The organism is Ornatilinea apprima (genome assembly GCF_001306115.1).
Lineage (GTDB): Bacteria > Chloroflexota > Anaerolineae > Anaerolineales > Anaerolineaceae > Ornatilinea > Ornatilinea apprima.
Genome location: NZ_LGCL01000025.1, coordinates 26,367 through 42,580 on the forward strand (window position 1 = coordinate 26,367; position 16,214 = coordinate 42,580).

The following is a 16,214-nucleotide window of genomic DNA, read 5'->3' on the forward strand; positions in this document are numbered from 1 at the left end:
CCTGCGCGCATGTACAAGCCTGACTTATTTTTTCGGCATGCGCATCACCGAGCGTGGATTCTCCAGCGCTTCAAACCCAACTTTCTGGTACAGACCGTGCGCGTCTCGCGTTGCCAGAATGCCGCGCAGCCCCTGCAGATCGGGATGATTCACCACGCACTCCACCAGCCACACCCCCAACCCCTGCCCGCGGTAGTCTTCCAGCACAAACACGTCGGCCAGCCAGAACATGGTGGCATAATCGGTGACCGTCCGCGCGAAGCCAATTTGCTCGTCGCCGAGATACAGCCCAAAGCACAACGAATTTTGGATGCTTTTCTCCACCAGTTCGCGCGGACGGCCCTGCCCCCAATACGAGCGCTGCGATAGATATTCAAAAATCACATCCAGCGACAGCCGCGCGGGATCGCAGCTCACGCAAAAATCACCTTTCTTCCATTCCATGCCTGGCTCCTTTGCGGGTCATGTTGTTCTGTCTCTACTTTTCGGTGCCGCTGGCGCCCAGTTCCAGGCGGTACCCAAAACCGCGCACGGTCATAATCAGCTTGGGGTTGGCCGGGTCCGTTTCCAGCTTTTTGCGCAGCAGCCAGACGTAGCGCCGCACAGCCGCTGAATCCATTTGCGAATCGCCCCCCCACACCTGGCGGATTAATTCCTGCTCCGAAACCGGCCGGCCGCCGCTCTTGGCCAGCACTTCCAGCAGGCGAAACTCGTTGGGCGTCAGCAGAATCACCGATTCACCATCGCGCACTTCACAGCGATCCAGGTCCAGCAGGCGCGCGCCCAGCGGAATCAGGTTGCGCCGTTCAGCCGGTTTATGCCGGGCACGGTTCAGCACCGCCTGAATGCGCGCGGAGAGTTCGGCAAAACTGAAGGGCTTGGTTACATAATCGTCAATGCCCAGCTCAAAGCCGCGCAGTTTGTCCTCTTCCGACGATTTGGCCGTCAGCAGAATAATGGGCACATCCGACATCTCGCGCAGCCGGCGTGTAGTTTCCCAGCCGTCCATGCCTGGCATCATTACGTCCATCACTACCAGGTCCGGCTGGTGACTGTACGCCAGCCGGATGGCTTCAGCCCCCCCGCCCGCGCTGATCACATCAAATTTCAACGCGCGCATATATTCTTCCATGAAGCGCAGCAGGGTGCGATCATCATCCACTACGAGAACTTTCGGACACATGCCCGTCTCCCTGATCCGTCAATAAAGGCAGGTAAAAAAGAATGGAAGCGCCGCCGCCGGGGCGGTTTTGAACTCGGATTTCGCCTTCCATCGCTTCCAGCAGCCGCCGCACAATATACAGCCCCAGACCATGCCCGTAAACCGTTTGCGCGTCGCCACGGTGGGTGCGGTAAAAGCGGTCAAACAGATGCTGCTGGTCTTCTTCTGAGAAGCCCGGGCCGCGGTCTGCCACCTCAACCCAGCCCCGCGCCCCTGCCGCGTCTTGCCCGGCGGAAACTGTAATTTCACCCTCTGGCGCGTATTTTAACGCATTATCCAGCAGGTGAAACAGAATGCTCACCAGCGCGCGGTCATCCGCGATGAAATCCGGCACGGGGTCGGGCAGCTTCCACACCACACGCTGCGCCCCTTCCAGGTGGGTCATCTGCTGGCGCAGCACCTCCACCACCCGCTCCAGCGAGAGCGGCGCGGGGTAGAGCGGCAGGCGGCCGGCATCCAGCGCGGAAAGGTCCAGAATCGTCTCAATAAAATTGGTCAGGCGTTTGATCTCAGCCTGCACCAGCTCCAGGTTGCGCTGAGTGTTGCCCGGCAGACCGCCCTTCGCCATCAACGACAGCTCAATGCCGCTGTTGATATTGGTCAGCGGAGCGCGCAGCTCGTGTGAAACCATCGAAACAAAATCCGATTTCAAGCGGTCCAGCTCTTGCAGCGCGCGGTTTTGGTCTTCCAACTGGCGGTATGCCAGCGTGAGGTCCTTGGTTTTTTCTTCCACCGCCTGTTCCAGGTTTTCATTCAGGCGCGCCAGCGCCGCCCGGTCTTGGGCGATCTGCTCATTAGCCTGCTGCAGCTCCGCCTGACGGGCTTTTTGCTCGCTCAAATCGTGCGCTGTCCCCGCCACCGCCTGGCCTGGTTTCAGCGGACGTAAGGTCAGGTAAATCGGTATTGAGCGCTCCTTCGGCTGGAGCAGTTCCAACTCGCCAGACCAGCCCGTTTGCAGCCCTTGCGCCACCGCCGCCGCAATCCCCTCTGCCGGACGCAAAAAGGCCGCCAGCGGCCGCCCCAACAGCTCCGCCGCCGAGGACGCCCCGGCCGCTTCCATCAAGGCCGGGTTCACCAGGCGCAGCCTGCCGTGCTGGTCGCACACAAAAGCCGGTTCGGCAATACTGTTGACCAGGTTGGCAAACTTCTGCATTTCCACTTCCCCGGCATAGATGCCCTGGCGCACCGCCAACCCCATGCCCGACACCACGGTGATGTACAAGCCCAGGTCGTTCACCCGCCCGTTGAAGGTCCACAGCAGCAGCGTATACCCGCCCATCAGAAACATGGAGAGCAGCGGCAAAATGGATTGAAATAGTCCCCGCCAACGCGAAACCCACGCCTGACGGTTGAGTTTTTCACTCCAGGCGGGGTTCAGGTCTGCCCAGGCAGCAGCCGCGAACAATACATCGCCCAACACCCATCCCAAGTCGGCCAGCCCGCCGCCCCGCGCCAGGCCGGGGAAGATCAAACCGGCGTAAGCCAGATTGCTGGCCATCGAGGCGCATAGCCCCAAGCTGAGCCAGCCAAACGCCAGGCTCAAATGATCAACATTCGAGAACAAGAACAGAATCAACACCAGTAAAATGCCCGCCATATCCACAAAGGGAAAAAGCGAGGCGAAAGGCAAACGGGTGTTCGGAGGATGCAGTAGAAACGGCTGCACCATCAGAATCCAGATTAAAGAAATACTGCTGGCGGCAATGATGGTGGCATCGATCAGCATCGCCAGCGCCCCGGCATTGGCGCGCGGCTTGCGCGGGTAAAGCACCAGACCAATCCACAACGGCAGCGCGCCCAGCAGGTACAAAGCGTTATAGGCCTGCCCTGCCGCTGGCTCATGCCAATCCCATATCGCCGAGAACAGGCGCGCCAGGTCGGCCAGCACCCACACCAACAAGCCAATCGCCAGCCACAGCCATGCCCGGCGCGCGCGGCGGTCGGCCAGACGCCGGTTCAAATAGAACGCCAGCGCGCCGGCCAGCAAAGCCGCCGCCACAATGGCCGCTCCGCCCACCCATTCCCGCTCCGGTGAGGACATGCGCCCGCGCGCCAGCCACAGAACGTACAAAATCAGATAGGCCAGCAGCGCCAACGGCAGGCTGCGCTTCATGAACCAGTCCGGCAAAGAAGTGTCTCGCATACCCTCATTGTACTCAAGGGTGCGTCTGCCTGGCAAATTGCCGGGCGCAGAAGCAGCCCAACTGGCCGGGCGAATGATTTTTTAAGATTCAATCGCCATTTTTTAAGATTCGGGGGTTGCTTTTTTAGCTCAATTCCGTATACTTGAGCAGATATTTTATTCTGGGCCAGCCAAACGCCCTCTGGTGAGCAATGACAACCAATTTTGTCTCTTCAGCCCTTCCATCTCAAAAAAAGACAGATTTATCCGGTAAAATTTTTTGGCCGGAAATAAATTGTCTAGACAATTTTGGTATCCCCCTGTGCCGGTTAAAACGGTCCGCCGCTCTTCCAGATGGAATCGGAGGAGAAAGTGTTGTTTGTTTTCTTCCCCCCACGTTTCCGGTTTTATCGTTCCAAGGGATGATCATCTGATCATCCCTTTTTTTTCGGCTTTTTTCAAAATTTCATGTCGACTGAGAAGGAGGTTCTCGAATGACCGCGAACGGATCGAAGAAAGAAGTGTTTGGCTACATGCCGCAAGACGTGCCCCCCATGGGCGCCATGATCAGCCTTGGTCTTCAGCAGGTGCTCACCATGTTCCCGGCCACCATCCTGGTGGCTATCCTGACCAAGTTCGATGTCGGCGTTACGCTGCTGGCTTCCGGCCTGGGTACCATCATTGCCTTGCTGGTCAGCCAGCGCAAAATTCCCATGTACTATGGTTCCAGCTTCAGCTACATCACCGTGGTCGTTACCGCCATGAACCTGTACGGCGGCGGCTGTTTTGCCGACCCCAACACCGTGTACTGCGCCGAAGGCGTGCGCATCGTGCAGGTGGGCATTATGGCGACGGGTGTGTTGAACATTCTGGTCGGTTTGCTGATTATGAAAGCTGGCAAAGAGGCCCTCGATAAAGTTCTGCCTCCCATTGTTACCGGCTCTATGGCGGTGGTGATCGGCATTGCCCTGGCAGGGGTTGCCCTGGGCAACGCTTCGACCAATTGGTTAATCGCCTTCATCACCCTGGTAGCCACCGTGGTGTTTTCCGTTTATCTGCAGGGCAAAGGCCTGCTGGGAATGCTGCCCATCCTGCTGGGCGCGCTGGTAGGCTACGGTGTTTCCGCCGCCACAGGCGCCATTGATTTTGGCACGATTTCCAGCGCCGATTGGGTGCGCATGCCCGCCATTACCCTGCCGGCCTTTGAGAATCCCCAGGCCTGGGGCATCGTCTTCAGTATCGCTCTCATCGCCATCGCCACCATCCCCGAAAGCACCGCGCATCTCTACCAGATGAGCCTTTACATTGACGCCCTGGCCGCTGAAATGGGCCGCGAACCGCTTCAGATCAAGAAACTGATCGGCCTTAACCTGGTCGCCGACGGCGTGGACGACATGGTCGTCGGGTTCCTCGGCGGCTGCGCCGGAACCAACTACGGCGAGAACAACAGCCTCATGGCCATCACCCGCAACTACTCCGTTCCGGTGCTGATGACCGCTGGCGTGATCGCCATCCTGCTCGGCTTTCTGGGCAAACTGGCCGCGGTGGTCAACACCATCCCCACGGCCGTAACCGGCGGCCTCTCCATCTACCTGTTCGGCGTCATCGGCATGCAGGGCGTGGCCCTCATCCAATCCGAAAAGGTCAACCTGTTTGAGCCGCGCCAGCTGGCGGTGGGCGCCACCATTCTCATCCTGGGTATCGGCGGCAATCTGGGCCTGCCCAACGGCATCTTCCCTCTCAATGTGCCCGTCCTTTTCCCGGACGGTATTCCGGCAATCGTCTTTGCCGCGATTGTGGGCATTCTGATGAACCTGCTCTTCGTCATCGTGCCGCCCTCCTTGTTTGGGGTCAAAGACCGCCAGAACATTAATCTGTAAACCTTACTTCAGCCACATAAACCGGCGCAAATTGTGCGCCGGTTTTTTTTATGCAACCCACCCAGGATTTTTGCGTAAATAGGAATGAATAAGAAAAAACAACATCACCGTGGAGCGTTTCTGCGGTGAATCACAAGAAAGAGGTCTACCATGGGTTTGATTAAATTTATTCTGGGCATCATCGGTGGGGTCATAGGGCTGGTTTTCGGCCTGATTGGCGGAGTCATTGGCCTGGTGGTCGGCGTGTTGGGGCTGGCGCTGGGCGCGGTGCTGCTGGTGCTGCTCGTCCTGGCACTGCCGCTGCTCCTGCTGCTCCTGCTGCTGTAAATCCGTTCAAACAACCATATAACAACAAATCCCTCGCCTTTTCACGGGCGAGGGATTTGTTGTTTTTCCGTCTATCGGGCTTACTGCTCAAAGGTGATCAGATCAATCTTCCAGGCGCCGCCTTCACGAACATAGATCAATCCCAAGTTGCGAAGCTGGCCGTCTTGCTGGGCAATTTTCGCGGAGACAACCACTCGGTCTTCCCGCGCTTGCGGCGATTGCACCATCCACCCTTGGGGAGACAGGCCCAACTCGTTCAGGTACGCGGCGAAAGAAGCCGGTGATTCAAAACTCGACTGCAGGTGAGTGCTCAACCCGGCGTACGCGCTCCCGGCATCCCCTGCCTGAACCGATCTCAGCCAATCATCCACGGGCTGAACGGGAAAATCATTCACCGCCGCATCTTCAGCGGAGAGCGCCACACCGCCGGACCAGATGACAGCCAGCAGAGCAACAAAGAAAAGCGCAGCCAATATCAGCCCAGGGAGGGGCGTGGATTGAATAACCGCAAGGTTCCATTTTCGGGGCAGGTCAAAGATCATATTCTTCTCTCACTGTTCGATGATTTGAGGCGCGTACTTCCACCCTGCGCCAATATCAATATCGGCTGCTCCGTCAAATTCTTTAGAGCGCGGCTCACAATTCTACCACCGAACCGGCTGAGCGCCCGTCCCAGGTTCAAAGAACGCCGCCCCGGCTGGCCCCATTTTCATCTGGACAAGCGCGCCAAAAAGTGTCATCATTAATTCAAGTTCCTGTCCCCCGCGAGGTTGCCATGCCCGAAACCGATCCCCAAGCCTACATCAGCCTGGACTGCCCGCGCTGCGGCGCGCCTCTCCCCGAATTCGCCGAAGAGATCGTCTGCCAATACTGCGGCGCCAGGTTGATTTTTAAGCACGCCAGAACCGCCCCACCGCGCCCCGCTCCCGCGCGCCCGGCGGACCCGCAGTCGCTGACGCTGGTGCCGCTCACCTATGTGGAGCCACGCACGCAGTTGGACGCCTTCACTATTTCGCTGCCGCCCGGCTGGCAGTTCGAAGGCGGTATCACCTGGCAAAACAAAGCTTCCGCGCCGGCCCTGCTGGGCTTTAGAATTTTCAACCCCGGCGGCATCGAGCAAATGGAATGTTTTCCGAACCAGTATTTTGGCTGGTCGACCAACCCCATGTTCCAGATGCAAATCCCCCTCGGCGGCGACTTTTACCAGTCTGAATTTCGCCCACCCCTTTCCGCCGCCGATTTTCTGCAGCAGAACCTCATTCCGCGCCAGCGCAGCAAGCCGGGCATGCGCGTTTTAAGCGCTCAACCAGACCCGCGCCTGGCGCAAAAAACCCAATCGCGTCTGACCCCTTCCACCCCGCAGCAGCAGTTCTCAGTAGACGCGGCCCGCGTGCAAATCGAATACCAGGAAAATGGCCTCACCCTGCGCGAAGAACTGCTGGCCAACATCGTCTATATGCGCGTGATCGCCGGGGGACTGTTCGGTTCGGTGGAAAGCCTCTTCTGGTACACCGACGGCCTGATCGCCTGGCGCGTGCGGGCAGCCGATTTTGAGCTGCTGCATCCCATTTTTGACCGCGTCCTGGATTCCTACCAGCCCAACCCGCAGTTCATCGCCGCCGTCCAGCAGATCAGCCAGCAAATGACCAACGGCGTCGTCCAGCAGATTCGCAACTTCGGTCAGGCCGCCTTGCGCATTGGCAGGCAGCTTTCCCAAATGAACGAAATGCAGTGGCAAAGTTACTGGGACCGCCAGCACCACCAGGAGCAAATGTGGGACTCGTGGCACGCCAACCAGGCGCGCGTGGACCAGGTTCACCAGGACTACACGCAGGCCATTCGCGGCACGGATGAATATTTTGACCCCAACGCCGGCCGGACGGTGGAGCTGCCTTCCGGCTACCAGCAGGTGTGGTCTAACCCGTTGGGCGAATATATCTTCAGCGACGATTCGCTCTATAATCCCAACCAGGAGTCCAACGGCAGTTGGACGCTGATCAACCCGGCCTGAGCGCGCCCACAGCCGCCCGCCTGCCGCAGTTCACCAAATTGCATATAATTAAATCAGCCTGTAAACCTTGGATCCTTAAGGAGAAACACCATGCAGTTGGAAACCGTTCTCATTGAAAAACCCGAAGAGACCAACTTTATCTTGGGCCAATCTCACTTCATTAAAACCGTGGAAGACTTGCACGAAGCCCTGGTCAGCAGCGTGCCAGGCATTCGCTTCGGGTTGGCCTTCTGCGAAGCCTCCACCAAATGCCTCGTCCGCTGGTCTGGCAACGATGAGGCGCTCATCGCCCTGGCGCAGAAAAATGCCGCCGCCATTGGCGCGGGGCACAGCTTTATCATCTTCCTGGGAGACGGCTTCTACCCGATCAACGTCCTCAACGCGATTAAAATGGTGCCCGAAGTGTGCGGCATTTTCTGCGCCACAGCCAACGCCACCCGCGTGCTGGTCGCCGAAGAAGGCGGCGGGCGCGGCATTCTGGGCGTGATCGACGGCAACAAGCCCACCGGCATCGAAACCGAAGAAGACATCGCCTGGCGCAAGAACTTTTTGCGCATGATCGGCTATAAAGCGGACTGAACCGCGAAATTGGGGAAACCTTTTGCCAATCTGGCACGTCTTTTGCACGGATTGAATCACCGGCCTTTTTCGGTCGTGAAAGCCTTGCATTTGGAGTGAACATACCACTTCCCTTTAAGGAGGAAGATATGACGAAAAAAAGCCTGTTATGGATGCTTGCCCTGGTCCTGCTGCTCTCAGCCTGCGCGCCGAAGCCCGCTCAAGAAACCGACGCTCAAATGGCCACCCGCGTCGCGCAGATTCTAACGGCCCAGCCCACCTCCACAATCGACCCTGTGCTGGCTCTATCGCTCACCCCTGGGTTGGATATCCAACCCATCGAAATGGCCACGGCCACCCTGCAGGTGGAGCCAACGCTGCCGCCTACTGCTACCGCCATGCCGACCGAAACACCGGCTCCCACCGAAACACCCGTCCCCACAGAGACACCCACCATCACCCCCACCCTGCCACCCACCTCCACCCCGCCTTCCACCGATCCGCGCAGCGTGCTGGGCAGCCCCTCTTCCACAGATTCGATGGATAACAACACCAAGTGGAACTGGCCGGTGGGTAGCTCGGAATTTGCCAGCAACGAATTTAAAGACGGCCACATGAACCTGATCGGCAAAGCCGAAATCGAAACCGATGGCCCCACCGGCTGGATTTTGGCCAACACCCAGACCGCCACCAATATGTATGTGGAAGCCACCTATAAAACCACCGCCTGCGACGGGCGCGACGCCTACGGCATTATCTTCCGCGTGCCGGTGCTCAGCGAGGCCGACCGCGGTTACATCTACGAAATCTCCTGCGAAGGTGAATTCCGACTGTGGAAGTGGGACGGCAAAGACGGCACCTCGGGCAAATATACCAGTCTCATCGCCTGGCAAAAACCCAAAGGCAGCGCCGAAGGCGCGATTAACATCGGCGACAACGCCACCAACCGCCTGGGCGTGCTGGTTAAAGACGACCTGATCACCGTTTATGTCAACGGCTTCAAGCTTGGTGAAGCGCGAGATGGGCAGTTTGTTGCCGGAAATTTTGGGCTGGTGATCAACCCTCAAAAAACAGAGAAGTTTACCGTCCAGATCGACGAAATGAGCTACTGGCTCAACCCCTAAATCTGATTCAACAGCAGCAAAAAGAGCGCCGCGCGGCGCTCTTTTTTATTTTCATCTCCGTTTGTTGCGTTACGCCGCGGGCCGGGCGTACAGCTCAACAATCTTCAAAATCACTTCCACCGCCTTCTGCATGGAATGGGTGGGGATAAACTCGTATCGTCCGTGGAAGTTATGCCCGCCGGTGAACAGGTTGGGGCATGGCAGGCCCATAAACGAAAGCCGTGCGCCGTCCGTGCCGCCGCGAATCGGAACCTCATGCGGCTCAATGCCCACCTCGCGCATGGCCTGTTTGGCAGTCTCAATGATGTGCATCACCGGCGCAATCTTTTCTTTCATGTTGAAGTACTGGTCTTGGATCACCAGATCCACGGTGCCGGCCGGGTATTTCTCATTCAGATATTGCGCCGCCGATTTGAGCAGGTGCTTCTTCTCTTCATATAAATCACGGTTGTGATCGCGGATCAGGTAAATCATCTCAGCGTGGTCCACGTCGGCGGTGAAGCGCCACAGGTGGAAGAAGCCTTCATAGCCTTCAGCGTATTCCGGGCGCATGTTGACCGGCAGCATTTCGTTCAGCTCAATGCCCACCAGAGCGGCGTTGATCATCTTGTTCTTGGCCGAGCCGGGGTGCACGCCGCGGCCTTGAATGGTTACGCGCGCCATGGCGGCGTTAAAATTCTCATACTCCAGCGCGCCAATCTCGCCGCCGTCCACCGTGTAAGCAAAATCCGCCGCAAACTTTTGCACATCGAAGCGGTCCGCGCCGTGTCCAATTTCCTCGTCCGGGGTAATGCCTACTCGAATTTTGCCGTGCTCCATTTCGGGGTGCTGCGCCAGGTATTCCACAGCGGTCAAAATCTCCGCCACACCGGCTTTATCGTCCGCGCCCAACAGGGTGGTGCCGTCGGTGGTGATTAACTCCTGCCCAACATAATCCAGCAGCTCCGGGAACTCAGCCGGAGAAAGCACGATATTTTCTGCGGCGTTTAAGACAATATCACCACCATCATATTTTTCCACAAATTGCGGCTTCACATTGGCGCCGCTGAAATCCTGGCTGGTATCCATGTGAGCGATCAGGCCAATCGTGGGCAGCGGGCGGTCCGTGGTCGCCGGCAGGGTGGCCATCACATAACCATTCTCATCCAGGGTAACTTCCTCCAGGCCCATTTGCTTCAACTCGGCAACCACCAGGTTCGCCAGGTCAAATTGTTTCTGCGTGCTGGGGAAGGTGGGTTGATCCATTAAAGACTGGGTATCAATTTTGACATACCGCAAGAATTTTTCAACAACGTTCGTCATAAACTTTCCTTTGCCTCTTTCTCATCCTGCATATGGCCTATTTTACTCCCTTTTGAAGCCCAAATCGAATTTGCGTAGCACCTCTGCGGCCGGTAAAAAACGCTTCCCCCGCGGTCAGGCCGCCGGGGGGAAGTGTTGGTTTTGATGGTTGGTGAGCTTACTTGCTCAAGATTTTCTCTTGCTGGGCCAGCAGAGTATCAAACGTTTCCAGGTCTTTAATCGCCACCGTGGGGTCTGAAATCAGCGAAGAAGTTGCCGCGGCCAGGCGCGTTTCCATTTGCTCCAGCACCTGCGCGGAGTCCTCACCTAAGACCTCGTCCAGGTCGGTTAGCAAATCTTTCGCCTCTTTCAGCGACTTTTGCGCCGCTGCGCCCTGGCGAATATTTAACTGCAGGCGCGCATTGAGCGCTTTGCTCTGGATCTGTGCAATCAGAACGCGCGCCGTGGCAATCCGCACATCTTCTTCCAGCGCGGTGTTGGCAGCGCTCAGGTCTTCATTGGCAGCGTTGGCGTCATCCAAATCGCCTTGCAGGCTAACCGCCTCGGCTTGCGCGGCTTCCAGTTGTGTCTGGGTATCCTGCAGGCGCGCCTGCAGCGGGCGGTACTGCCAGAAGTAAAACACAATCAGCCCCACCACAAACGCGGCCAGAGCAACCGCCGTCCAGCGCAGCGCTGAGCGCATAAAGCGCCCGCGGCTCGTCTCCTTGTCCAACAGCCAGTGCGAGAAGCGCTCCAAAACCGACGGCTGGGTGCCCACTTCGGTTACCGGCGGGGGTGTGAACCGCGGCTCTTCCACCACAGATTCAGAGGTTGCGCTGGCTTGCGCAGTTTCCACGGTTTCAATGGTTTCAAAGGCTTCAACCGCTTCGGCGGCGGGTTCAACCTGGCCGGAGAGCGAAGCGTCTCCTTCGGCAGGCAATTCATTTTCAGAAGGCATCTCTTTATTTTCCATGCGGGCTCCTGTTAACGGGGGGTGGGGGTCATGTAAGCGGTAGGGGTAACCATTGGAGGAAGAGTTGGAGTGGTGGTAAAGGTTGGGATCGGCGTGTACGTTGGCCCCCAATCTGGCGCAGCCTCCGGGCCAACCCCTGTCTCATCTTCAATCTCTTTACCTATCTCTTTTGTGATTATAAATTCATCTTCCAGCACGCGCCAGGCCGTCAGCAAATCCTCCGCGCTGAGAATGGGCGACGTGGCCACATCTTCCAATGCCAGATCCAGGCGGCGCGTTACACCGGGGATGACCCGCAAGCGCGCGTCTGCAGGCTCCCGCTCGGCCAGCGCCGCCAGCAGCGATTGCGCCGCGCGAATATGGTTTTCGGCCTCTTCGGGCTGGTCTTGCAGCAGATCGCTGCGCGCCCGGTCAATCAGCAGCAGGGCCTTCAATACTTCAACATCGCTGCGCAGCGCTTCCAGATTCACTTGCTCACCCGCGCCTTTCCAGCCGTATGGCGTGGGGGTGGGCGTGGCGGTGAATCGTTCCAAACGCTGTTCCATCACCTGGGTTGCCAGGTAGCTGACCGCCGACTCGATCTGATTCAGTCGCCGCACTTCCAACGCCTGGTCGGTGACTGCCGCTTGCAGCGCTTCCAAATCCACGCGCAGTTGATCCATATCTTCCGCGTGCAGGTCCGATTGGCTTTCCAGGGCGGTCAGGCGGTCATTGAACTGTGACAGGCGCTCATCGATCTGCTGTCGCTGGGTTTGCAGGCGGTTTTCCATTTCATCCATGCGCAGCTCGCTGTTCTGGATCGGCTCAATCACCTGCTGATAAAGGTAGACCACGCCAAAATAGGCCGCCAGCAGCAAAATCAGCATGGCCAGCAGCACCACAACCACGCGCACAAACGCCATAAACACCGAGCCCGCGGTCGCGCCAAACGACGGTTTTCGTTCGGGTGTTTCGTCCATCATACCCTCCCGCTTACTGAGATACCGGTTCTACAACCAGCTCGCTCAACAGGCTGCGCAGCCCATCCAGAAAACGGTTGAAGGTCAGCACGTCCTTCTCCAATTTTCCGGTGCGCTCGTCCAACTGCCCCACCTGCTCAGCAATCTGCTCCACCTGTGCGCCTGTCTCCGCGAGCGCGGCCTGCATCTCCGCGCTTTGCGTTTCCAGGTTGCTCACCCGGCCGCTGAGCGCCTCAAGGTTGTCCATGCGCGTGCGCAGGCTGGCAACATCCTGCTGCAAAACGGTGGTCTGGCTGGAAAGCTTCTCAAAATCGCGCTGCATGGCGATAAACTGTGCTTCGGTGGGATAATTCAAAGAAGCGTTGACCACCGCCAGAATACCCAGCGCCAGAATCACCGCCAGAAATACGCTGATCACGGCAAACCCCGCCCCGTAGAGCAGCATCTCGCTGCGGCTCACCGGCTCCCCATTGGCTGAGGCAGGCCGCGGAGCGGCTTGCTTGGCTGGTTTGGCGGCCGGTGCCGCTGGCGTCGGGGATTGCTTCTCAACCGGTTCTTCAACTTTCACTTCAAAAGGCGGCAGCGGTTCTTCTACCGGTTCATCAACGGATTTTTCTTTCCGCGGCTCAGGCGATGGCTCGTCCGCCGCCGGGGGCGCGGCATCTGCCAGCGACACCGCCTCATCCAATTCGCTTAATTCCATCACCTGCGCCTCCAGTACTTCTTCCGGCTCAGAGGTCTGCGCGGCCTCTTCCACTGCCAGGGGGGAAGCGGTCTCTTGCAGCGTCAGGTACGGGCGCAACCCCTCCAGGGTGTTGAGGCTGATGCCTTTCACGTCTGTCAGGCCCTCCAGCGATTCAAACGGCCGCCGCTCAATAATCCGGTCTGCCAGCGCCGGACCAATCCCTGGCACCGCGATTAACGCTTCGCGTGAGGCCAGGTTAATATTGACCAGGTTTTCCTGCATCATTTTTTCCTCCTCAACTGAAACAACCTTATCGCCTTCTCAGGCGCTTATTCGCGCGCGCGGCGCTCGGCCCCACCCGGAATGGCCGGCGGCGTGGAATAGGGAACGGGAATATAATCGACCGACGGCCTGCGCACCCGCGACTGCGGATAGAGATTCATGATCTGATACACTTCGGGTGGCACATCCGTGCTGACCTTCAAGCCCAATTCTTTGGCTTCCTCCACGCTGATCGGGTAATCGTGCGTCCAGCAGCCAGAGGCAAATTTTTCCGCCAGCTCTTCCGCCTTTTCCGCCGAGTACTGCACGCAGGCCAGGTTGCGGATCGTCTCCTTCACTTGATTCACCGCCTTGCCGGCAATATCAGCCAGAATCAGCGTTTGGTCATCCACCTTATCGCAAGATTTCTGCTCCACCGCCCGCAAGATCGATGCCGCCGGGTAGTTCCCAATTTGCGGATCGGTGGGACCCAGCACCGCGTTTTCATCCATGATGATCTCGTCCGCCGCAAGGGCAATCATCGTGCCACCCGACATGGCATAATGCGGCACAAACACCGCCACCCGCGCCGGGTGGCGCGCCAGAGCGCGCGCGATCTGTTCCGCGGCCAGCACCAGCCCGCCGGGCGTGTGCAGCAGCACATCAATCGGCAAATTGGGGTCCGTCAATTTAATCGCCCGCAGCACCTGTTCTGAATCTTCAATATCAATGTAGCGCGCCATGGGAAACCCCAAAAAAGACATGCTTTCCTGGCGATGAATCAGGGTGATCACCCGCGAACCGCGTTTTTCTTCCAGCGCGCGCAACATGCGCACCCGCGACGCTTCCAGCATCTTCTGGCGGATGACCGGGATCACCGAGGAAATCGCCAAAAATATCCACAGCAGATTCAATAATTCCATCGATCCTCCATACCACCGCACCCTTACCAGGGATAGTATTCGTCCTGATACCAGGCAGGCTTTTTCTGACGCGCCTGCAACGGCCCGGCCAACAGCAGGCCGAATAAAAAGCCGCCAATATGCGCCCACCACGCGATGCCGCCCATCTGCATTCCCTGCGCCGCGGCCAGGCTCAGCAGACCGGAAAACAACTGCGATACAAACCAGAATCCCAGGTAGATCAGCGCCGGGATTTCGACAAACCAGGGTAAAACGAACAACGGCACCAGGGTAATCACCCGCGCGCGCGGATAATAAAAGAAGTAAGCGCCCATCACTGCCGCGATCGCGCCGCTGGCGCCAATCGACGGGATCAGACTGTTGGGCGTTGACCAGGACTGGATCAATCCGGCCGCCACACCACCGATCAGGTAAAACAGCAAAAACCGTCCGGAACCCAGCCGGTCTTCCACGTTATCGCCAAAAATTGCCAGCGTCCAGACATTGCCAAGAAAATGCACCCAGCCCCCATGCAAGAACATATGGGTCAGCAGCGGCAGCCAGGTGAATGGGTTAAAAACGGATAGTCTCGCCGGGACCAGCCCAAATCCGCTGATCAGCGCGTCCAGCTCTGCCGGCCCCATCCCCAATTCCAAAAAGAACACCAGGGCGTTCAGGGCAATCAACATCCAGGTTACCAGGGGAAAAGAACGGCTGCGAATTGTGTCGCGAATGGGTAACATGTGTCATCCCTCACTTCCAATTCTAGTATAGCCAGTCAAATTTATTTCTGCAAACCAGCCGAGAAGGTCTGAGCTTCAAAACAGAGTAAAAAAATCCCCACCAGCGGTGGGGAAAAGCTGATTCTGACCAGCACTTATAACTTGTAGTGCATTTCCAGCCGCGAAACATTCGGGTTATCGCCTAAATAGCGGATTTTCACCGGCGTGCGCGGGGGCAGGCGGTCCCATAATTTTTTCGAGACCTGCTGCTTTGCCCAAAAGGCGTCTTTCCCGCCGTCGCGGCGCTGCAGCTCAAAGAGGTAAGACACCATATACACATCGCTCACATCTTCCATTTCCCATTCGGTCCAGCGGTCGGCAATCTGCCCGCTGGCGATCTTTCCGCTGCGGTTAAGGCGGCCAAACACAGCCGCTTTGGCGCCGCGCCGGGTGAGAGCAATCAGCGCCGCGACGCTGAGCAGCAAACCGGCCAGCAGCAGCCCGCCCGGTAAAGCCAGCACAGAAAGCGCGCCTGGCGCCAACCCGCTTTGCATCTGCTGGAAGAATAAGAAACCACCCGCCACCGCCATGCCCAGGCTCAGCAGCAGTCCCGCGCCCAGCAGCACAAACGTGCCCGCCTTGACCGGCGGGTAGACCCACGCCTCCACGGTGGGCCGCCGTGCGTCTTGTGGCACAGCGGCGCCCGCCTCTGCGGGCAGCGCCGCCTGAGTTTCCTCTTCGATCATAGAAACCGGCGCGCTGGCACTGAATGCGCCCTCATTGCGCAAGGCATTTTCCAGTGCCTGGTGCGGATCTTCATCCGGCCGCTGATCGGGCTTCATTTTGGTCAGCGCCCACTGCGCTTCAGCGTGATCAGGCTGCAGCGCCAGCGCCCGCTCCAGGCACTGCTTGCGGCGGTCTTCGTCATCCACCAGCTTCGACATGGTGAACCACGCCTCAGCATCCTGGGGAGCGTTGATCAGGTGGCGCGCAAGCAGTTGTTGAGCGTCCACGCGCCGCCCCTGGTAAAACAATTCCATCACCTGTTCCATAATGGGCTGGCTTTGTGGTTCCTGGTTTTCCAATAGCTGTACTCCTCTGCGTTTTCTCCCGGTCGGGAGTCATTTCCCCAATGTCTCTATACTATACCAGAATCATTTTTCATTTGTAAAGGCGAGCAGACCCTT

The 16,214-nt window shown here is 58.1% G+C and carries 16 protein-coding genes; 5 read left to right on the top strand and 11 right to left on the bottom strand.

Annotation, left to right across the window (positions count from 1 at the left end; all coding sequences use genetic code 11):
- Positions 1 to 24: 24 nt before the first annotated feature.
- Genes ADN00_RS11160 through ADN00_RS11170 form a run of 3 tightly spaced genes read right to left on the bottom strand, consistent with a single transcriptional unit; the run spans position 25 to position 3,365 of the window.
- Positions 25 to 444, bottom strand: coding sequence for a GNAT family N-acetyltransferase (locus tag ADN00_RS11160; protein ID WP_075063069.1), 420 nt, complete (start codon positions 442 to 444; stop codon positions 25 to 27).
- Positions 445 to 478: 34 nt separating this feature from the next.
- Positions 479 to 1,183, bottom strand: coding sequence for a response regulator transcription factor (locus tag ADN00_RS11165; RefSeq protein ID WP_075063070.1), 705 nt, complete (start codon positions 1,181 to 1,183; stop codon positions 479 to 481).
- Positions 1,155 to 3,365, bottom strand: coding sequence for a sensor histidine kinase (locus ADN00_RS11170; protein WP_082390077.1), 2,211 nt, complete (start codon positions 3,363 to 3,365; stop codon positions 1,155 to 1,157). The genes ADN00_RS11165 and ADN00_RS11170 overlap by 29 nt, the downstream gene beginning before the upstream one ends.
- Before the next feature lie 473 nt (positions 3,366 to 3,838).
- Here ADN00_RS11170 and ADN00_RS11175 point away from each other — a divergent pair, with 473 nt between their 5' ends.
- Positions 3,839 to 5,224, top strand: a complete 1,386-nt coding sequence (locus tag ADN00_RS11175; RefSeq protein ID WP_075063072.1) for a uracil-xanthine permease family protein — start codon at positions 3,839 to 3,841, stop codon at positions 5,222 to 5,224.
- Positions 5,225 to 5,374: 150 nt separating this feature from the next.
- Positions 5,375 to 5,551: a hypothetical protein gene (locus ADN00_RS20010; RefSeq protein ID WP_160317517.1), complete on the top strand. Its 177-nt coding sequence runs from the start codon at positions 5,375 to 5,377 to the stop codon at positions 5,549 to 5,551.
- Between the two features lie 80 nt (positions 5,552 to 5,631).
- On the opposite strand, the gene ADN00_RS11180 is transcribed toward ADN00_RS20010, so the two are convergent.
- Positions 5,632 to 6,093: a hypothetical protein gene (locus ADN00_RS11180; RefSeq protein ID WP_075063073.1), complete on the bottom strand. Its 462-nt coding sequence runs from the start codon at positions 6,091 to 6,093 to the stop codon at positions 5,632 to 5,634.
- A gap of 233 nt (positions 6,094 to 6,326) precedes the next feature.
- On the opposite strand from ADN00_RS11180, the gene ADN00_RS11185 reads away from it, so the two are divergent.
- From ADN00_RS11185 to ADN00_RS11195, 3 genes are all read left to right on the top strand, one after another.
- Positions 6,327 to 7,562 carry a zinc ribbon domain-containing protein gene (locus ADN00_RS11185; protein WP_075063074.1) on the top strand — a complete coding sequence of 412 codons (1,236 nt, stop codon included), beginning with the start codon at positions 6,327 to 6,329 and terminating at the stop codon, positions 7,560 to 7,562.
- A gap of 90 nt (positions 7,563 to 7,652) precedes the next feature.
- Positions 7,653 to 8,141: an adenosine-specific kinase gene (locus ADN00_RS11190; RefSeq protein WP_075063075.1), complete on the top strand. Its 489-nt coding sequence runs from the start codon at positions 7,653 to 7,655 to the stop codon at positions 8,139 to 8,141.
- A 128-nt stretch (positions 8,142 to 8,269) separates the two neighbouring features.
- Positions 8,270 to 9,244 carry a family 16 glycoside hydrolase gene (locus tag ADN00_RS11195; protein WP_075063076.1) on the top strand — a complete coding sequence of 325 codons (975 nt, stop codon included), beginning with the start codon at positions 8,270 to 8,272 and terminating at the stop codon, positions 9,242 to 9,244.
- 69 nt (positions 9,245 to 9,313) lie between these two features.
- On the opposite strand, the gene pepT is transcribed toward ADN00_RS11195, so the two are convergent.
- From pepT to ADN00_RS11230, 7 genes are all read right to left on the bottom strand, one after another.
- Positions 9,314 to 10,546, bottom strand: a complete 1,233-nt coding sequence (gene pepT / locus ADN00_RS11200) for a peptidase T (RefSeq protein ID WP_075063077.1) — start codon at positions 10,544 to 10,546, stop codon at positions 9,314 to 9,316.
- Between the two features lie 157 nt (positions 10,547 to 10,703).
- Positions 10,704 to 11,498, bottom strand: coding sequence for a hypothetical protein (locus ADN00_RS11205; RefSeq protein ID WP_075063078.1), 795 nt, complete (start codon positions 11,496 to 11,498; stop codon positions 10,704 to 10,706).
- An 11-nt stretch (positions 11,499 to 11,509) separates the two neighbouring features.
- Complete coding sequence (locus ADN00_RS11210) at positions 11,510 to 12,457, bottom strand: hypothetical protein (protein WP_075063079.1); 948 nt, start codon at positions 12,455 to 12,457, stop codon at positions 11,510 to 11,512.
- 13 nt (positions 12,458 to 12,470) lie between these two features.
- Positions 12,471 to 13,427 (bottom strand): ComEA family DNA-binding protein, encoded by a 957-nt coding sequence (locus ADN00_RS20145; protein ID WP_075063080.1) that lies wholly within the window; start codon positions 13,425 to 13,427, stop codon positions 12,471 to 12,473.
- Between the two features lie 44 nt (positions 13,428 to 13,471).
- On the bottom strand, positions 13,472 to 14,326 hold the full coding sequence (locus tag ADN00_RS11220) for an SDH family Clp fold serine proteinase (RefSeq protein ID WP_075063081.1): 855 nt from the start codon (positions 14,324 to 14,326) through the stop codon (positions 13,472 to 13,474).
- 23 nt (positions 14,327 to 14,349) lie between these two features.
- Positions 14,350 to 15,048 carry a rhomboid family intramembrane serine protease gene (locus ADN00_RS11225; protein ID WP_075063082.1) on the bottom strand — a complete coding sequence of 233 codons (699 nt, stop codon included), beginning with the start codon at positions 15,046 to 15,048 and terminating at the stop codon, positions 14,350 to 14,352.
- 134 nt (positions 15,049 to 15,182) lie between these two features.
- Positions 15,183 to 16,112 carry a hypothetical protein gene (locus ADN00_RS11230; protein ID WP_075063083.1) on the bottom strand — a complete coding sequence of 310 codons (930 nt, stop codon included), beginning with the start codon at positions 16,110 to 16,112 and terminating at the stop codon, positions 15,183 to 15,185.
- Positions 16,113 to 16,214: the final 102 nt, after the last annotated feature.